A 17,761-nucleotide genomic window follows, 5' to 3' on the forward strand; every position below is an offset into this window, starting at 1 on the left:
GGCGTTGGCATATCTGGAAAATCCAGGAGCCGCCAATGTCAGACCTGCCCGTTTTGCTCTTATTGGGCGCCGTCTGCGGGTTGATCGCCTCCGCCGTCATGGAACTGTACCAGACCGTCGCTTCGAAGCCGTTCGGCCAGAACGGCGGTGGGGAATCGTCGACCAGCAAGGCAGCGGATGACCTCGACCGGACACTGACGGGCCATAAAGTGCCGAAAGGCGGCCGCGCGTCTGCGGGCCGGCTGGTGCATTACGGCACCGGGCTGGTTCTGGGCATGATCTACGTCGTGGCGGCAGCGTGGAAACCGGACGTCACGATCCTGTTCGGCGTCGCGTTCGGCATCGTCACCGCGATCGTCTTCGACTACATCGCCGTGCCGGCGTTCGGCTGGGGCGCACCCGCATGGAAGACGTCGCTTTCGACCCATCTTTACGGCCTGACCGCGCATATCGTTTTCGGCGCGAGCATCGAAGCCGCACGGCGGATCGGATTTCTTCTGTTCTAGGGTATGATGACGTCGGCGTTTCCCGCTCGTGCTGAACCCGAGCGCCCGTACCGTACTACCCGGCCCGTGCGACCGGGCTAGACCGCGGCGCGCAACACTGCGCGGACGCCAGTGCGATCCGTGTCATATTCGACGATCGAGTGCAGGCTCTGCGCCATCGCCCGGATGAGCTTGGTACCGATGCCAGTCCCGCGCGGCTTCGCGCCGACGTCCATCCCGATCCCGTCATCCTCGACCGCCAGCAGGAAGCGGCCGTCGCCTTCGCTGGTCAGCGCGACGCGAACCTCCCCCGCGCGCGCGGGATAGGCATATTTGCAGGCGTTGCTGACCAGTTCGGTGACGATGACGCCCAAAGATACCGCGCGATCCGTCGTCAGCCGGATCGGTTCGACATCCAGCGACAGCGTGCGCGGTGCCTCGGGCGTGGACCAGGTCTCGCTCAACTCACCGACCAGAGCAGCGAGATATTCCTGCATGTCGACGCTCTCGACATCGTTCGACGTATACAGGCGCCGATGGACCTGCGCGATCGCGGCGATACGACGCTGCGTATCCGCCAGCGCATCGCGGGCCGCGCCGTCACCCAATACGCCGGCCTGCATGCCGACCATCGCGGACACCATCTGCAGCGAATTTGCGACGCGGTGATTGACCTCGGACAGCAACGCTTCCAGCCGGGCGTTGGTCGCGCGCAGTTCGTCTTCCGCTGCCGCCTTTGCCTGTTCGAGCGAGGATCGTGCCAGCACCTGCGCGAACGCGCTGGCCAGCAGATCGAAGAAATCGTCGCCGACGGTCTTGATGACGTAATCCGACGCGCCGGCCTTCAGCGCGGCGACGGCGATGCTGCCTTCTTCCGACCCGGTGACATAGACGACCGGAGGCCGCGTCGGCAGCGTATCCAGCTGCTTCAGCGTCTCCAGCCCGTTCATCCCCGGCATATAATGGTCGACCGCGATCACGTCGAACGACCGTGCGCGCGCGAGTTCGACCCCTTCCTCGCCATCTGCCGCGACCGTCACCGTATAGCCGCGACGGCCCAGCGCCTTCGCCGCCAACCGGCGCAGGCCTTCGTCATCGTCGATATACAAGGCGGTCGGGTTGCTCACTGACCTTCGATATCCGGTACCTGGATCACCGACAGGAACAGGCCGAGCTGGCGGATCGCCTGCGCGAAGCTTTCGTAATTGACCGGTTTCGTGATGTAGACGTTGCAGCCCAGATCGTAGCATCGCTGGATCTCGACCTTGTCGTCCGTCGTGGTCAGCACGACGACCGGCGTGCGCTTCAACGCGGGCTCGCTCTTGATCTTGGCGAGGATGTCGGTGCCGCTCATGTCCGGCAGGTTGAGATCCAGCAGCACCAGCGCCGGCCCGTTCATCGCCGGTCCGTTCTTGTCGGTAAACAGATAATGCAGCGCGGTCGTGCCGTCGGTGAAATGCGTGATCTCGTTCATGATGCCGGCGCGACGGATGTTCTTTTCGATCAGCCGCGCATGGCCTTCATCGTCCTCGATCATCACGATGCTGACGGAACGGTGGTCGGTCATGATACTTCCCCGGATCTCTTTGATTCTGCTTCGGTCAGGACGGCGGGCAGCGTTAGCCGGAAAGTGGCGCCCTTGCCCAGTTCCGATCGAACGTCGATCACGCCGCCCAGACGGTAGGCGAGTGCGCGGACATGCGCGAGTCCGATACCTTCGCCGGGTTGATCCTGATGCCCCGATCGGCGGAACAGGTCGAACACGCGCTGGTGGTCGCTGGGCGCGATGCCCCGGCCGTTATCCTCGATTTCGTAGACGATGCGCGATCCCGTCTTTTCGCCGCGCACCACGATGCGGCCCGGGCGGCCGGGTTGCAGATATTTGACCGCATTCTCGATCAGATTGGAGAAGATCTGCTCGATCGCCAGCCGGTCGGTGACGATTCCGGGCAAAGTCCCTTCGACTGCGATCGTCGCATCGCGATCCTCCGTCAGGTGTTTCAGCGATCCGTCGATCGTCTGCACCATCGCACCCATGCCCACCGGCTCGGGGGAAATGACGCGCCGCCCCTCTCGCGATAGCTTGAGGATCGCATTGATCAGCCGATCCATTTTCTGGGTGGACGTACGGATGAAGCGGATCGCCTCGGGCAGGTCTTCGCGCGCCGCCAGCCGGGCATCCTCGGTGACGATGTCGGGCGCGGTCGCCTCGGCGCGATCGATCAGGTCGGTGATCGCCACGGTGGCGGTGTCGAGTTCGGCGGTGAACCCCATCACGTTGACCAACGGGGAGCGCAAATCGTGGCTGACGATATAGGCGAAGCGCTGTATTTCCTCGTTCGCGCGCGACAGGTCCGCCGTGCGTTCCTCGACCAGTTCCTCCAGCGTGTCGGCGAAATCGCGAAGATCGTCGCGCGAGGCGGACAGATCGCGCGTATAGCGCAGGACGGTGGCCAATGTCGCCATCGCGACCAGCAGCAGCAGCACGCCGGTCAACGCGAGAATGCCGTAGAAGATCGTCACGCTGGACTGCAATTCGCGATCGCGAATGGCGAGCAGGCGCTGTTCCTCGGCAGTCATCGCCGCCAAAGTCGCGCGCACGCCCTTCATGCGGGCCGCGCCGGTTTCCGCGACGAACGCGTCAATCGCCGCCTGCTGCCGCCCAGCCGCCATCAGCGTGATCGACTGGTTGCGATAGGCGAGGATATCGCGGACCTGCGCTTGCAGGCGCACGATGTTGCCGCGCTGCCGTGGATTGTCGTCGGTCAGGCGCATGACTCGCGACAGTGCGGGGGAAAGCGTCGCGGCGACGTCGCGGTAACTGTCGAGATAGACCTGCTGACCGGTCAGCAGATATCCGCGCCGTACCGTTTCCGCGCGCTCGATCGCCGTCGTCACTTTCGTGACCGCGAGTTCGACTTCGTAGGTATGAGTGACCCAGCGGCCATGATCCTGGCTGCGCTTGGTCGACCAGGCGGCAGCGAAGATCGCCGTGATCAGCGCAAGGAAGCCGACCGCGAGGCACGCCACCAGGAAGCGGCGTGCAAGCCCCTCCCGTACACCCAGTCGTTGGAGAAGCGGCCTTGCCATCGGACCGCTCTTACGCAGCCGTTACGATCAACGCCAGCATGTGACGGTTGACTTCGATCAATCGTCCCACAGCAGCGAACCCTGCAGCGTGGGCCGCCCGACCATACCGCCGCCACGCCGGCGCGCGGCTTCGGTTTCCGCCGTGAAGCGCACGTCTATGTCGCGGTCGCCCAGGAACTTGTTGAGGCTGTCCTCGTCGATCTCCTGCCACGATTTGCCCCGGTCTGGGCCGAAACGGACCCGCGGCAGCAGGCCGGGCTGGTTCGACCAGGCGATCAGTTGCGCGACGCTCGCCTCGTTCAGCATGTCGCGCAGGTGGAATGCTGTGACGTATGCATCCGGAAACGCGCGGTGTGCCGGCAGGCCGCGTTCGTGATCGATCCCCGCCGGCTTGCGCCAATAGCGCAGCACCTGATTGGAAAAGCTCGGCGAATCGGGCCACAGCCGCAGGGCGCACTTCCACGTGCAGATCCAGTCCGCACCGCGCGTCAGCGCCGGGGTGCAATATTGCTCCTCGAACGTCGCACGGTGCGCCGCCAGCGCGATGCGTCGCGGATAGGGATCGAGCACGGGGCGCGCGACATCCTGCCAGAACGGCTCGTTCGCGACCTGTTCGTCCAAGATATGATGCACGGCCTGCGTGATCGGCGGGATCGGACGGCCGGGATTGACGAAGCGCTGTCCGCCCTCGCCATACAGGTCCCAGCGTCCGTCCGGACCGAGTGCGACATCCTGCCACCCGATCTCGCACACGCCATGCATCGGGGGCGCCTGGCCGGTGGTTTCGAGGTCGATGACGCGGATGATCGAAGGCTGGGGGGAGGCATCGGTGCCTAAGTGGAGGTTCGCATGCCCGAATGCCAGCTTTTCCGTGCGATACCGCCTGTCGGGTTCGCAATGCTTGCCCCGCGCGTGCGCGGCTGATACCCGCCCGCGACCCAACATCGCCGGAGTTCGCCGCCATGTCCGACCAGATCAACAGAGTCGTCCTCGCTTATTCGGGCGGCCTCGACACCAGCGTCATCCTGAAATGGCTGCAGCAGACGTATAAGTGCGAAGTCGTGACCTTCACCGCCGATCTGGGGCAGGGCGAGGAACTGGAGCCGGCACGTCAGAAGGCACAGATGGCGGGTGTGAAGCCCGAGCATATCTTCATCGACGATCTGCGCGAGGAATTCGTGCGGGATTACGTCTTCCCGATGATGCGATCGAACGCGTTGTACGAGGGGCTGTACCTGCTCGGCACGTCGATCGCGCGGCCGCTGATCGCCAAACGGCAGATCGAGATCGCAAAGATGCTGAACGCCGACGCGGTCAGCCACGGCGCGACCGGCAAGGGGAACGACCAGGTCCGCTTCGAACTGGGCTATTACGCGCTGGCGCCCGACATTAAGGTGATCGCGCCGTGGCGCGAATGGGATCTGACCAGCCGCACCAAGCTGATCGAATTCGCCGAACAGCACCAGATTCCGGTCAGCAAGGACAAGCGCGGCGAGGCGCCGTTCTCGACCGACGCGAACATGCTGCACACCTCGTCCGAGGGCAAGGTGCTGGAGGATCCGTGGGACGAGGTGCCGGACTATGTCTATTCGCGCACGGTGAACCCAGAAGACGCACCGAACGAGCCGGAGACGATCACGATCGATTTCGAACGCGGCGACGGCGTGGCGGTCAACGGCGTCGGTATGTCCCCCGCCACCTTGCTGGAAACGCTGAACGAACTGGGTCGCAAGCACGGCATCGGACGGCTCGATCTGGTCGAGAACCGCTTCGTCGGCATGAAGTCGCGCGGCATGTACGAGACACCGGGCGGCACGATCTATCACCTCGCACATCGCGGCATCGAGCAACTGACGCTGGATCGTGGCGCGGCGCATCTGAAGGACGAACTCGCCCCGCGTTACGCCGAGCTGATCTATAACGGCTTCTGGTTCAGCCCGGAGCGCGAGATGCTGCAGGCGGCGATCGACCACAGCCAGGAAAAGGTCACCGGAACGGTGCGGCTGAAGCTGTACAAGGGTTCGGTCAACGTCACCGGGCGCAAATCGCCTTTCTCGCTCTATTCCGAAAAGGTCGTGACGTTCGAAGACGATCAGGGCGCGTACGACCAGCGTGATGCGGCCGGTTTCATCAAGTTGCAGGCGCTGCGCCTGCGCCTTCTGGGTCGGCGCGACCGCTAGGCAAAGTTATTCCTTACAATTGCCTGCGCGGGACTGAACAGACAACGGACGATTAACCGTGCGCCATTAGACCCGGCCCATGGCTTCCACGGCATCACGGCGGGATTGGCAGGGCGACGCTTGGGCGGCGATCCTGCTGGCGTTCGCGCTCGTCCTCGCCTGGAGTCTCCGCGACTGGCAGAACCTTTCGGCGCTGCGATTGCCCGACACGGACGACGTCATGCGGCTGCAGCAGATCCGCGACTGGCTCGCCGGGCAGCGTTTCAGCGACGTATCGCAGCATCGGCTGGGGGCAGGCGGCCTGCCGATGCACTGGTCGCGGCTTCCGGATCTTGTGCCGGGCGCGATCATCGCCGCCCTTGCCCCGCTGGCGGGCCGACATGCGGCGGAGATCGCGGCGGTGATCATCTGGCCCGCGATGCTGCTGACGATCGCCTTGTTCCTGATCGCGCGCATCGCCCGCGCGCTGGGCGGCGCCGAGATCGCGCGCACGGCCCTGATCGTCGCCGCGATCGCCTATCCATCCTCGACGATCTTCCTGCCCGGACGGATCGACCATCACGGCTTCCAGATCGTCCTGCTGCTCGTCATCGTCCTTGCCCTGATCACCGGGCGAGGGATGGAGCGCGCATTGGTGGCGGGGTTCGCCGCAGCCGCCAGCATCGCGATCGGGCTGGAGACGCTGCCCTTGATCGGCGTGGCCGGCGCGGTGCTGGTCGTCCGGTGGATCATCGGCGGATCGGACGACGCGCTGATGGGCTTCGGTATTGCGCTTGCCGCGGGATTGCTGACCGCCAACACGATGCTGCGAACCGACCAGTTTCTGTATCCCGCCTGCGACGGATTCACCGCGATCGCGTGGCGCGCCTTCCAGTTCGCCGCATTCGCACCGATCATCCTCGCGATCGCCGGTTATGCGAGCAAGCGGCGCGACGTTCGGGCCGCGCTGGCGGGCGCCGCCGGCATCGTGACCGCGGCCGGCGTGTGGCGCGGCGCGCCGCAATGCCTGTCTCCCTACGGCAATGTGGACCCGATGCTCGCGCGCATGTGGCTGGCGAATGTCGGGGAAGCGCAGTCGCTGTTCGCCGCACCCACGGTGACGGCGCTGGGCTATGCCGGCCTGATGGTCGCCGGAATCGTCGCAAGCACGTGGCGGCTGTACAGGACGCGACGGGCGGGGTGGGGCGTGTTGCTGGCGTTCCAGGCGGGCGCGCTGATCCTGACCTGCATCCAGTTGCGTGGCGCCTATGCCGGGGCGATCCTCGCCGCCCCGGCGCTGGCGGCGGTCATATCGATCGCACGACGTCGCGGTACGGGCGCGCTCGCGGCCGCGTGGATCGGATCCGCGGGCATGCTGTATCCGCTGGCCGCAAATGCGCTGACCCCGGCCGACATGCATGCCCCGTCATCGCCGTCCACGGCACGACCGGGCGGATCCTGCACGTCGCGCGAGGCGCTGGCCCGCCTCGCGCGACTGCCCGGCGGACGGTTGATCGCGCCGCTCGACCTTGGGGCCTATGCGATCGGCGCGACCGGATTGTCGGTCGTCGGCGCGCCGTATCATCGCGGCGATCACGGCAATACCGCCGTCTATCGTTTCTATCTCGGGTCGGCGGCCGAGGCGGAGGCGATCGCGCGGCACTGGCACCTGCGCTATGCCGCCGTGTGCCCGGACAGTTTCGGTGAACTCGGCCCGGCCGATCGGGGCAGCCTGATCGCTCGACTCCGCGCCGGCCATGCGCCTGACTGGATGCGACCAGTCGAAGGGCCGGATGACGGATTGATCCTGTTTGCGATCGAACCACGCTTGTTCGGGCGCCCCGCAACGCTGTAAGGCCGTTCGATGCAGGTTGAGGACAGGCAGAGCAGCGGCGAGACGCTGCACTGGTGGCAGACGCGGTGGTTCGTGGCGTTGATGGTGCTGGCCGCCATCATTCCCCTGCTCAAACCCGATATTCCGCCGCTGGTCGACCTGCCCGGACATATGGGGCGCTACCGCGTCCAACTCGACATGGACACGGTTCCGTGGCTGCGCGACTGGTATAATTTCCAATGGTCGCTGATCGGCAATCTTGGCATCGACCTGCTGGTCGTGCCGCTGGCGCCGGTGTTCGGGCTGGAACTCGCGGTCAAGCTGATCGTGATCAGCATTCCCGCGCTGACGGTGCTCGGGCTGCTGTGGATCGCGCGCGAGGTGCATGGCCGCATACCGCCGACCGCTCTCTTCGCGCTGCCTCTGGCCTATAGTTTTCCGTTCCAGTTCGGTTTCGTCAATTTCGCGCTCGCTATGGCGATCGCGCTCAACGCCTTCGCCCTGTGGTTGCGGCTCGCGCGGCTCGGACGGCTGAAACTGCGCGCGATCATCTTCCTGCCTTTGTCGGTCGCATTGTGGATCTGCCACACGTTCGGCTGGGGCGTGCTGGGTGTACTGGCCTTCTCTGCCGAAATGGTGCGGCAGCACGATGCGATGACCGGGCGCCGCGTGCCGGGCACGTTATGGCAACGGGTCAAGCGCGGGCACTGGGTCGAGGCATGGTTCAAGGCCGGGCTGAACTGCCTGCCGCTCGCGATACCGATGGTGATGATGATCCTGTGGCGCAGCGGCGAACACGTCGCCGGCCAGACCGGGGACTGGTTCAACTGGCAGGCGAAGGTAAGCTGGCTGACCAAGGTGCTGGCGGATCGCTGGCAGGCGTTCGACATCGCCGCGACGGCCGTGTTGTACCTGATCCTGTTCAAGGGTTTCCGCGACCCGAACGTGGAATATTCGCGTAATCTGGGCCTGTCGGCCTTGTTCCTGCTCGCTGTGTTCATCGTCCTGCCGCGCATCGTGTTCGGGTCTGCTTATGCCGATATGCGGCTGGCGCCGTTCATGATCGCGATCGCGGTGATCGCGCTGCGCCCGAAACCGGGTCTTTCGATCCGCGGCGCGTCGACGCTGGCCGTGCTCGGCTGTGCGTTCTTCCTGGTGCGGATGGGGGCGGGGACGGTCAGCTACTGGATGTTCGACCAGACCTACGATCGCGAGTTGAAGGCGCTGGACCATGTGCCGATCGGCGCGCGGCTGGTGACGTTCGTCGGGCAAAGATGCGGCAACCGCTGGTTCATGACGCGGCTGGAGCATATCCCGGCAATCGCGCTGGAACGGCGACTGGCCTATTCGAACGACCAATGGTCGATGGCCGGCGCGCAGTTGCTGACGACGAAATATCTTCCGGCGGGCAAATTTTCGCATGATCCGTCGCAGATCGTGACGAGCATCCAGTGCCCGCGCGAATGGTGGCGGCCGATCAACCGTGCGCTCGCCCGCTTCCCGCGCAACGCCTATGACTATGTCTGGCTGGTCCAGCCGCCGGCCTATGACCCCAAATACAATCAGGGTCTGGTCGAGGTGTGGCGCGACGGTACCAGCGTGCTGTTCAAGGTCGATCACTCGCGGCCCGGCATCTTCGTCAGCGATGCCGAGATCCATCCGAAGATTATATGGCGGGCGCCTTTCTGAACGGGGTCAGTTCGCCGAGATAGTCCTGATCCGCCTCGACCGATTCCCGTTCGCGGACCAGGAAATCGGCGATCGCACGGCGGAAGTTCGGATCGGGAATATAGTGGGCGGACCAGGTCGTGACGGGGACATAGCCGCGCGCCAATTTGTGTTCGCCCTGCGCACCGGCCTCGACCGTCTTCAATCCCCGCGCGATCGCGGCGTCGATCGCCTGATAGTAACAGAGTTCGAAATGCAGGAAGGGCACGTCCTCGCTGCACCCCCAATAGCGGCCGTACAAGGTATCCGCGCCGATCAGGTTTAGCGCGCCGGCAATCGGCACGCCGTCCCGATCGGCCATGATCAGCAATATGCGATCCGCCATGTCCCGCCCGAGCAGCGAAAAGGCCTGCCGCGTCAGATAGGGGCGGCCCCATTTGCGGTTGCCCGTGTCCTGATAGAAGATCCAGAACGCATCCCAGTCTGCCTCGGTGATCTCGGCACCGGTCAGGTGGCGGATCGTCAGGCCCTTAACCGCGGTAGCGCGCTCCTTGCGGATCGCCTTGCGTTTCCGGCTGGCAAGCGCGGCCAGGAAATCGTCGAAGGTCGAATAGTCCTGATTCTGCCAGTGGAACTGCGTGCCGGCGCGGATCAGCCAGCCAGCCGCCTCGAACAGCGGAACCTGTTCCGGCGCGATGAAGGTCGCATGCGCGGAGGACAGGCCATGCTGGTCGGTCACTGCCTCGATCGCGGCGATCAACGGTGCTGCATAGGATTCGTCCTTCAGCAGCAGGCGCGGGCCGGGGACCGGGGTGAATGGCGCTGCGATCTGGAGCTTGGGGTAATATCGCCCGCCGGCCCGTTCCCACGCATCGGCCCAGCCATGATCGAAGACGTATTCGCCTTGGCTGTGGCTCTTGGCATAAGCGGGCGCGATCGCGGCGGGATGACCGTCCGGCCCGTCGATCACGATCGGGATCGGTTGCCAGCCGGTACGCGCCGTCGCGCTGCCCGATCGTTCCATGACCGACAGGAAGGCATAGCTAAGGAACGGATTGTCCGCTCCGGCGCACGCGTCCCAATCGGCAGCGGGAATGGCGGCGACGCCGTCGGCGAGGCGAGCGGTAACGGCGGTGTCTGGCATTACCGCCAAAATAGGATGCCCGGTGCCTCGGTCCAAGGCTTGGCCGGACGGAGCCGCCGCATTCGGGCAGGCCGGCGGCTTATTCTTTCCACGCCCAATAGAGCTGCGCGGGGGGAACGTTCCACCATTCCATCGCATGGTCGATGCGGGGGATATAGGGTTCGATGAAATCGCGGCATTTGGGCGAATATTGATAGACGAGGAAGGCACCGCCAGACCGCAGCACGTCCGCCGTAGCCTGTCCGATCGCATCGCCGACCCCGGCTGGCAGCGTAGAGAAAGGCAAGCCGGACAAGACGTAGTCGGCCTTTTCATGCCCGTGGTCGGCGACGATCTGGATCACGTCGGCGGCGGAACCCAGTACGGCGGAGAAGCGCGGGTCGACGATCTCGTGCCGCAAGTAGCGGATGAAATCAGGATTGGTGTCGATCGCGATATAGGTCGCATCGGCGGGCAGGTTATCGAGGATCGTGCGGCAATAGGTGCCGACGCCCGGCCCGTATTCGACGAACACTTTGGTATTCGCCCAGTCGCAGCGGCTGAGCATCTTGTTGACGAGCGTCTGCGACGACGGGACCAGCGCGCCAACCATCACCGGATGCTTCAGGAACCCTTTCAGGAACATACCGAAAGGCGAAGGGATGCCGGCGGCCTGTCGAAGCTGGCGGCGTTCGCGCCGTGCGGCAGCGGTTGAAACGGGCACAGGCAATCCTTGTCTTCATCGTTCGCGTCGTCGTGACGACATGCTCCCGGCACCCGTCGCAAACTTGCAACGAACATTCAAGCGCTCGGGTTGCACCGTCATGGCTCACCTAGGTTTGCGAACGCCATCTAAACGCTTAAGCGACGATTATGCAGGATGAGACGGGGCAGGATGCACAGAAGGGGGACGCGATCGGGGAGATCGCGGTCATCTTCCGATCCTCGCGGAATGGCCGCGACGAGGCCGGCTATCATGCCGCCGCGGACGCGATGGAGCGCCTTGCCACTTCGCAGCCGGGCTATCGGGGCATCGTCTCGACACGGGACGGCGACGGTCACGGCATAACCATCAGCTACTGGGCCGATGACGCGGCAGCGATCGCGTGGCGCGATCATCCCGGGCATGCGGTGATTCGCGAGCGGGGCCGGGCACTCTGGTATGACAGGTATGAGGTGATCGTGACGCGAATCGAACGGGCGTATCGGTGGAGCCGGACATGAAGGCAGCGCTCAAGCCAGCCGGCGGGGTCGAGCGCGACTTCATCCTGCTGTTCGTCGTGATGCTGACGATCGCGGCGGGGAATACCGCGCTGCAATCGGTGCTGCCTGCGCTGGGCCGATCGCTCCACGTGCCTGACAGCGCGGTGGCCGCGGCATTTTCGGTCTCCGCCTTGTTGTGGGTGATATCCGCACCGTTCTGGGCGAACCGGTCCGACCGGCATGGGCGGCGCGCGATGATCCTGTTGGGGCTGGGCGGGTTCACCGTGTCGCTGCTGTTGTGCGGCATCGCACTGACGGCGGGTATCAACGGGTGGATCGGCGGCGTCACGGCGTTCGTCGCGTTCATCTTCGGCCGGTTGCTCTACGGCACGTTCGGGTCCGCCGCGCCGCCCGCGGTTCAGGCGCTGGTCGCCGGGCGGACGACGCGGGAGGAACGGACTCGCGCACTGACCTTGCTCGGCTCGGCATTCGGGCTGGGCACGATCCTGGGCCCAGCCATCGCGCCGTACATGACGCTCGGCCATGTCGGCGGGATCGAGATCGGGCTCGCGGGCCCCGCCTTCTTCGCAGCGATCTTCGGCGCGTGCATCTTCGCCGCGGTCCACCGCGTATTGCCGGACGACCTCGTCCCGCAGCCCGGCACACACGGCGCGGCGATCGCCTATCCCTCGGTTGGGGGGCAGTCGTCTGGTGCGAGCGTCACTGCGGCGACGCACGAGGTAAGCGAGGCGGTCGGTTATACCGACCCGCGCGTGCGCAGCTGGATGATCATGGGACTGATCATGGGCCACGCGCAGGCGATGACGGGGCAGGCAGTCGGTTTCCTGGTGATCGACCGGCTGCACGTCGCCCCGATCGAGGCGCTGCAACCGACCGGGCTGGTGCTGATGATGGGAGCGGGGTCCGCCTTGCTGGTGCAGTGGGGCATGATCCCGGTGCTAAAGCTGGATCCCCGGCGGCTGGTGCTGGTCGGGCTGGTGCTCGCGGCGATCGGATGCGCGCTGACCGGGATTGCGACGTCGCTATACGGTATCGCGCTGGCCTACGCCTTGGCATCGGCCGGGTTCGGCTTCACGCGTCCGGGCTTCACCGCGGGATCGTCGCTCGCGGTGGGACCAGAGGCGCAAGGGTCGGTCGCTGGCAAGGTTACGTCGGTCAACGGCGCCAGTTTCGTGCTTGGTCCGTCGATCGGCGTCGGGCTGTACGAGGCGCAGCATTCCCTGCCATATCTAGTGGCGGCGGCGGCGTTGGTGATCGTCTTCTTCTACGGCTGGAAAACGTTGAAGGCCGTTTGAACGCGGCGACCGGCTATGCGATCGCCGTCGCGCGCCGTGCAGCGAGCGTCGCTCCAGCGAGATAAATGGCAAGCGATACCCAGATCAGCACGAACGCTGCCCATTGCGCGGGTGCCAGTACTTCGCCGAACACCGCCACCGCCAGGATCAGTTGCAGCGTAGGGGCCAGGTATTGCAGCAACCCCAGGTCGCTATAGCGCACCCGCTTGGCCGCGGCGGCGAACAGCATCAGCGGGATCGCCGTGATGACACCCGCAATCGGCAGCAAGGCGAAGGGCGGGCCGGCGGCGAGCGACGTCCCGGCCAGCGCGAGCCACAGGATCGATGGCGGGGTCAGGATAGCGGTTTCGATCAGCAGCCCGTCCAGCGCATCGACGGGCGTGACCTTACGGATCAAGCCGTACGCACCGAACGAGAAAGCGAGCGTCAACGGTATGATCGGCACGCCGCCTTGCTCATAGGCCAGGAACGCGACGCCGCACGCCGCCAGCGCAACCGCGACGCCCTCGATCCGGCCCAGCCGTTCGCGCAGGATCAGCGTTCCCAGCAGCACGTTGACCAGCGGATTGATGAAATAGCCCAGGCTCGCCTGTGCGATATGCCCGCTATTCACAGCGATGATGTAGCAGAGCCAGTTGATCGCAATCAGCGTCGCCGTCGCAGCGAGGGCCAGCATCAGCCGCGGCGTGGTGACGATCCGCCGCACCGCCGCACCGTGGCGGAACACGATCGCCAACACGACCAGAAGGACGAGCGACCAAAGAATGCGATGCGCGAGAATGTCCGGCGCGGGCAGCGGCTTCAACAGCTTCAGGAAGATGGGAAGCAGGCCCCACATCGCGTAGGCGGCGACGCCGTAGAGGATGCCGGGATTGATCTTGCTGTTCATCCCGCCGCGCTAAAGCAAGACGGTCCGAGATCAACCCGCGGCTGTTCTTCGTCATTCATGCCGAAGGTTCATCGGACCGTGACGACCTGTGGACGAGGAATGCTTGTTGAGGTCGGTCGCGACTTTCGGGAATGCCCCCGACGTCTGAGGTGCGGCCCCCTTTCGCGTTAAGGGAGCCGCGCGGTGTCAGTCCGTGCCCTTCGGGCCGTGCGGCCGCAACTGGCCGGGCGAGATGAACCCCAAAGGTTGCAGGGCGGATGCGTCCTGCTTCAGCTGCGCCGCGATCTGCGCATAGTCGCGCTCCATGTCCGGCGTGACGGAGGCGCGGGAGTCGGTCAGGGCTTCCTCGAAATGCGCCATCGTCACATGCGACACGGCAAGCGAGGACCGTAATGCGACGAGACCGGCACGGCGGACGAGATCCTCCAGATCGGCGCCCGTGAAGCGATCCGTCCGCCCCGCCAGGACGGCGAGATCGACATCCGGTGCGAGCGGCATCTTCGCCGTCTGGATGTTCAGGATGCGCCGACGACCGTCCGTATCGGGCAGGCCGACATAGATGAGTTCGTCGAAACGGCCCGGACGGAGCAATGCGGGATCGATCAGGTTCGGCCGGTTGGTCGCGCCGATGACGACGACGGATTGCAGCTCCTCCAGCCCGTCCATCTCGGCCAGGATAGTGTTGACGACGCGTTCGGTGACCTGTGGCTCGCCCATGCCGCTGCCCCGCGTCGGGACGAGCGAGTCGAGTTCGTCGATGAACAGGACACACGGCGCGACCTGACGCGCACGGCTGAACAGGCGCGCGATCTGCTGTTCGCTCTCGCCATACCATTTGCTGAGCAGGTCGCTCGACTTGGTCGCGATGAAGTTCGCCTGAGCCTCGCGCGCGACCGCCTTGGCGAGCAGGGTCTTGCCGGTGCCGGGCGGGCCGTAGAGCAGGAACCCCTTGGCCGGACGAATGCCCAGCCGGCGGAACGCGTCGGGATCCCTCAGCGGCAGTTCGACGCCTTCCTTCAGCCGCATCTGCGCGGTGTCGAGCCCGCCGACATCCTCCCAGCGGACTTTCGGTGCCTCGACCATCACCTCGCGCATCGCGCTCGGCTGGACGCGCTTCAACGCGTCGAGAAAATCCTCGCGCGTGACCGCCAGTTCGTCGAGCACTTCGGGTGGGATCGTGCCTTCGGACAGGTTCAGCTTCGGCATGATCTTGCGCACGGCCTCGATCGCCGCCTCGCGGGCAAGCGCCGCGAGATCGGCCCCGACGAAGCCGTAGGTCGTCGATGCCAGTTCATCGAGATCGACCCGATCGCCAAGTGGCATACCGCGCGTGTGGATGCCGAGGATTTCGCGCCGGCCGCGCTCGTCGGGCACCCCCACGACGATCTCGCGATCGAACCGGCCGGGACGCCGCAACGCCTCGTCGATCGCCTCGGGGCGGTTGGTCGCGGCGATCACCACGACATTGGCGCGCGCCTCCAGCCCGTCCATCAGCGTCAGCAATTGCGCAACCAGACGCTTTTCCGCCTCGCCGGAAACCTGTCCGCGCTTCGGAGCGATCGAGTCGATTTCGTCGATGAAGACGATCGACGGCGACGCCTTTTCGGCTTCCTCGAACACCTGACGCAGCCGCTGTTCGGATTCTCCATACGCCGATCCCATGATCTCGGGGCCGTTGATCAGGAAGAATTCCGCGGCGGATTCGTTTGCGACTGCGCGGGCGAGCCGCGTCTTGCCGGTACCGGGTGGGCCGTAGAGCAGAACACCCTTTGGCGGATCGACGCCAAGGCGCTGGAACAGTTCGGGATAGCGCAGCGGCAGTTCGACCATCTCGCGCAGCTGGTCGATCGTACCGGCCATGCCGCCGATATCGTCATACGTCACGTCGGCGCGACGCGCTTCCTTCGGCTCCTCATATTCGGGGCGAAGTTCGATCTCGGTATTCTCGTCGACATGAACCACGCCCTTCGGCGTGGTGGCGATCACCGCGAGACGGATTTCCTGCAATGCATAAGCGGGCGCGCGGAGAAACTGCTGAACGCCCGGCGGCATGTTGTCGACCCGCTGCTGTCCCGCGGTCGCAACGACATCGCCCTGCGTGACGGGGCGACCGAAGAAGGTGCGCTTCAATGCCTGGGACGAGCCTTGCAGGCGAAGATTCTGCTGCGCCGGCGCGAACACGATACGCGTCGCCGGCTTCGATTCCACCTTGCGAACCTCGACGAAATCACCCGAACCGACGCCCGCATTGGCGCGCTGCAACCCGTCGATCCGCAAAAGGTCCAGGCCCTCGTCTTCCGGATAGGGCGCGACCGCGCGTGCGGGCGTCGACGACTTGCCGACGATCTCGATCACGTCGCCCTCGGTCATGCCAAGCGCCACCATCAGCGATCGTGGAACATGCGCCAGACCGCGTCCGCTGTCTTCGGGGCGGGCGTTCGCAACCTGCAATTTACGGACGGGGGTTTCGCTATCAGCCATTATCTCTCTCAAACACGACCGTTCGATCAGTCAGCGTGCGAGATAGGAAGCCGGTTCCCGGAATACGAGAAAGCGAGCGACGGGGATGCCCGTTTCAATGCTGGACTTGATCCAGGCTACTGAAAAACGCAAAAAAGAGCCAGCCCCGAAAGGCTGGCTTTGAAAGTTTTAGGAGAGGATGCCTGAAAGGCCCGATCCTTTTGCCGCTCACCGGTTTGTTGTGCAAGTGCGAAAAGAATTGTCACGGTTGCAATTAACGCACGCATTGGCGAAAGTGCGTCAGGGCATAGACGATGGTGACCTGGTCGCTTGGGCGTTTCGCCTGCCGGGTGCAGCGCACCATATTCGAGGCTGAACGATCGGAGGGTCGATGCGTAGATTGCCGCCATTGACCGCGATCGAGGCGTTCGTGCAGGTCGCGCGCCTTGGATCGATCAAAGCCGCTGCGCAGGAACTGGCGCTGTCTCCCCCTGCGCTCAGCCGGCGCGTGCAGGCGCTGGAGCGGTTCATAGGCAAGCCGCTGTTCGAACGGCGACACCAGGCGGTTGTGCTCAACATGGATGGCGAGCGCCTGCTCGCGCAAATCGCGCCGGCGATCGATAGCCTGTCCGATGCGGTCGAGACGATGACCAGCGGAGCGGACGTGCTGCGGCTGCGGCTTGGCATCCTGCCGCTCTTCGCCTCGCAACGGCTGTTTCCCAAACTCGGCGAGCTTCGGGCCAAACATCCGGAACTGCATCTGGATATCGATACGGCGGCACACGGCGTATCGCGCCTCGGCGACGGGCTGGACGCGGTGATCGCGCTCGCGCGGGAGATCGATCCGACGCTGTACGCACGACGGCTGGACCGCAATCTGGTCTATGTGATTGGGTCGAGAGCATTGGTGGAGGGACCGAACCCGATCACCCGGCCCGACCAGTTGGGCGGATTGACCGCGCTCGTCCACCGCGAGATGCCGGATACGTTCAGCGCGTGGCGGCGCGCGGCCGGCTTACGAGATATGGAACCGCTGGCGATCGATCATTTCGATTCGGGGCAGTTGATGCTGGAGGCGGCGGCGCAGGGCCTTGGCGTTGCCTTCATGCACGAAAGCCATTTCGAGGATGCGCGCGATGACCGGCTGGTTCAGCTGTTCGATATCGCGGTGGAAAGCCCGTACAGCTATTGGTTCGTGTGCCGTCCGCGCGCACTGACGCAGAAGCCGGTCAGGCTCTTCCACGACTGGTTGATCGAAGCCGTCACCGATCCGGGGGTTTGACGCCCCAGCCGACATCTCTCAGGCGTAGCTGACCTTGAGGCGACGGCGGCGCATCGCCCCGCCCACGGCACCGAAGCCCAGAATCATCATCGCCCAAGTTGCCGGTTCCGGCACAGCGCCAAGCGAGCTCAGGCGGAATATGTCGCCGTTGAACTTGGTCAGCAGGTATAGTTCGCCGGCCGTATCGGTCCCGAGCCGAAGGTCGACGCGTCCGCGGGCATAAGGGTTGCCCGCAAGGTCGAACAACGTCGT

The 17,761-nt window shown here is 64.9% G+C and carries 15 protein-coding genes and 1 pseudogene; 7 read left to right on the top strand and 9 right to left on the bottom strand.

The features are described 5' to 3' along the window. Positions 1 to 35 precede the first annotated feature (35 nt). Complete coding sequence (locus H5J25_RS00875; protein ID WP_202093891.1) at positions 36 to 506, top strand: DUF1440 domain-containing protein; 471 nt, start codon at positions 36 to 38, stop codon at positions 504 to 506. A gap of 77 nt (positions 507 to 583) precedes the next feature. Here the strand turns inward: H5J25_RS00875 and H5J25_RS00880 are convergent, their stop codons facing one another. The 4 genes from H5J25_RS00880 to H5J25_RS00895 are packed head-to-tail and all read right to left on the bottom strand — an operon-like array spanning position 584 to position 4,337. Beyond that, positions 584 to 1,612, bottom strand: a complete 1,029-nt coding sequence (locus H5J25_RS00880) for a sensor histidine kinase (protein WP_202093893.1) — start codon at positions 1,610 to 1,612, stop codon at positions 584 to 586. Beyond that, positions 1,609 to 2,052: a response regulator gene (locus tag H5J25_RS00885; RefSeq protein ID WP_202093895.1), complete on the bottom strand. Its 444-nt coding sequence runs from the start codon at positions 2,050 to 2,052 to the stop codon at positions 1,609 to 1,611. Before H5J25_RS00885 ends, H5J25_RS00880 begins: the two co-directional genes overlap by 4 nt. Continuing rightward, positions 2,049 to 3,575, bottom strand: coding sequence for a sensor histidine kinase (locus H5J25_RS00890; RefSeq protein WP_202093897.1), 1,527 nt, complete (start codon positions 3,573 to 3,575; stop codon positions 2,049 to 2,051). The genes H5J25_RS00885 and H5J25_RS00890 overlap by 4 nt, the downstream gene beginning before the upstream one ends. Positions 3,576 to 3,632: 57 nt before the next feature. Beyond that, on the bottom strand, positions 3,633 to 4,337 hold the full coding sequence (locus H5J25_RS00895) for a 3'-5' exonuclease (RefSeq protein WP_225883467.1): 705 nt from the start codon (positions 4,335 to 4,337) through the stop codon (positions 3,633 to 3,635). Positions 4,338 to 4,537: 200 nt separating this feature from the next. Here H5J25_RS00895 and H5J25_RS00900 point away from each other — a divergent pair, with 200 nt between their 5' ends. From H5J25_RS00900 to H5J25_RS00910, 3 genes are all read left to right on the top strand, one after another. Next, positions 4,538 to 5,755: an argininosuccinate synthase gene (locus tag H5J25_RS00900; protein WP_202093898.1), complete on the top strand. Its 1,218-nt coding sequence runs from the start codon at positions 4,538 to 4,540 to the stop codon at positions 5,753 to 5,755. Positions 5,756 to 5,834: 79 nt separating this feature from the next. Further along, positions 5,835 to 7,589 carry a hypothetical protein gene (locus tag H5J25_RS00905; protein WP_202093899.1) on the top strand — a complete coding sequence of 585 codons (1,755 nt, stop codon included), beginning with the start codon at positions 5,835 to 5,837 and terminating at the stop codon, positions 7,587 to 7,589. A 9-nt stretch (positions 7,590 to 7,598) separates the two neighbouring features. Further along, positions 7,599 to 9,257 carry a hypothetical protein gene (locus H5J25_RS00910; protein ID WP_202093900.1) on the top strand — a complete coding sequence of 553 codons (1,659 nt, stop codon included), beginning with the start codon at positions 7,599 to 7,601 and terminating at the stop codon, positions 9,255 to 9,257. Here the strand turns inward: H5J25_RS00910 and H5J25_RS00915 are convergent. Beyond that, a complete protein-coding gene (locus H5J25_RS00915) occupies positions 9,235 to 10,380 on the bottom strand; it encodes a GNAT family N-acetyltransferase (protein ID WP_202093901.1) in 1,146 nt (381 codons plus the stop codon). The two genes, H5J25_RS00910 and H5J25_RS00915, sit on opposite strands and share 23 nt — an antisense overlap. A 79-nt stretch (positions 10,381 to 10,459) precedes the next feature. Continuing rightward, positions 10,460 to 11,083 carry a class I SAM-dependent methyltransferase gene (locus tag H5J25_RS00920; protein WP_202093902.1) on the bottom strand — a complete coding sequence of 208 codons (624 nt, stop codon included), beginning with the start codon at positions 11,081 to 11,083 and terminating at the stop codon, positions 10,460 to 10,462. Between the two features lie 149 nt (positions 11,084 to 11,232). Between H5J25_RS00920 and H5J25_RS00925 the strand changes: the two genes are divergently transcribed. Further along, positions 11,233 to 11,583, top strand: coding sequence for an antibiotic biosynthesis monooxygenase family protein (locus tag H5J25_RS00925; RefSeq protein ID WP_202093903.1), 351 nt, complete (start codon positions 11,233 to 11,235; stop codon positions 11,581 to 11,583). Next, the gene (locus H5J25_RS00930; protein ID WP_202093905.1) at positions 11,580 to 12,878 is read left to right on the top strand and encodes an MFS transporter; all 1,299 of its coding nucleotides are present in this window, start codon (positions 11,580 to 11,582) and stop codon (positions 12,876 to 12,878) included. Before H5J25_RS00925 ends, H5J25_RS00930 begins: the two co-directional genes overlap by 4 nt. Before the next feature lie 13 nt (positions 12,879 to 12,891). Here H5J25_RS00930 and rarD read toward each other — a convergent pair whose 3' ends face one another. Both rarD and H5J25_RS00940 read right to left on the bottom strand, forming a co-directional pair. After that, positions 12,892 to 13,767: an EamA family transporter RarD gene (gene rarD / locus H5J25_RS00935; RefSeq protein ID WP_202093906.1), complete on the bottom strand. Its 876-nt coding sequence runs from the start codon at positions 13,765 to 13,767 to the stop codon at positions 12,892 to 12,894. Between the two features lie 186 nt (positions 13,768 to 13,953). After that, on the bottom strand, positions 13,954 to 16,248 hold the full coding sequence (locus tag H5J25_RS00940) for a CDC48 family AAA ATPase (protein WP_202093907.1): 2,295 nt from the start codon (positions 16,246 to 16,248) through the stop codon (positions 13,954 to 13,956). Positions 16,249 to 16,618: 370 nt separating this feature from the next. On the opposite strand from H5J25_RS00940, the gene H5J25_RS00945 reads away from it, so the two are divergent. Next, entirely contained in the window at positions 16,619 to 17,509 is an 891-nt protein-coding gene (locus H5J25_RS00945) for a LysR substrate-binding domain-containing protein (protein ID WP_202093908.1), read from the top strand. A gap of 18 nt (positions 17,510 to 17,527) precedes the next feature. Here the strand turns inward: H5J25_RS00945 and H5J25_RS21475 are convergent. Beyond that, positions 17,528 to 17,635 (bottom strand): annotated as a pseudogene (locus tag H5J25_RS21475) (PEPxxWA-CTERM sorting domain-containing protein); the annotation flags it as partial. Positions 17,636 to 17,761 lie beyond the last annotated feature (126 nt).

Source organism: Sphingomonas aliaeris (assembly GCF_016743815.1).
Taxonomy (GTDB): Bacteria; Pseudomonadota; Alphaproteobacteria; order Sphingomonadales; family Sphingomonadaceae; genus Sphingomonas; species Sphingomonas aliaeris.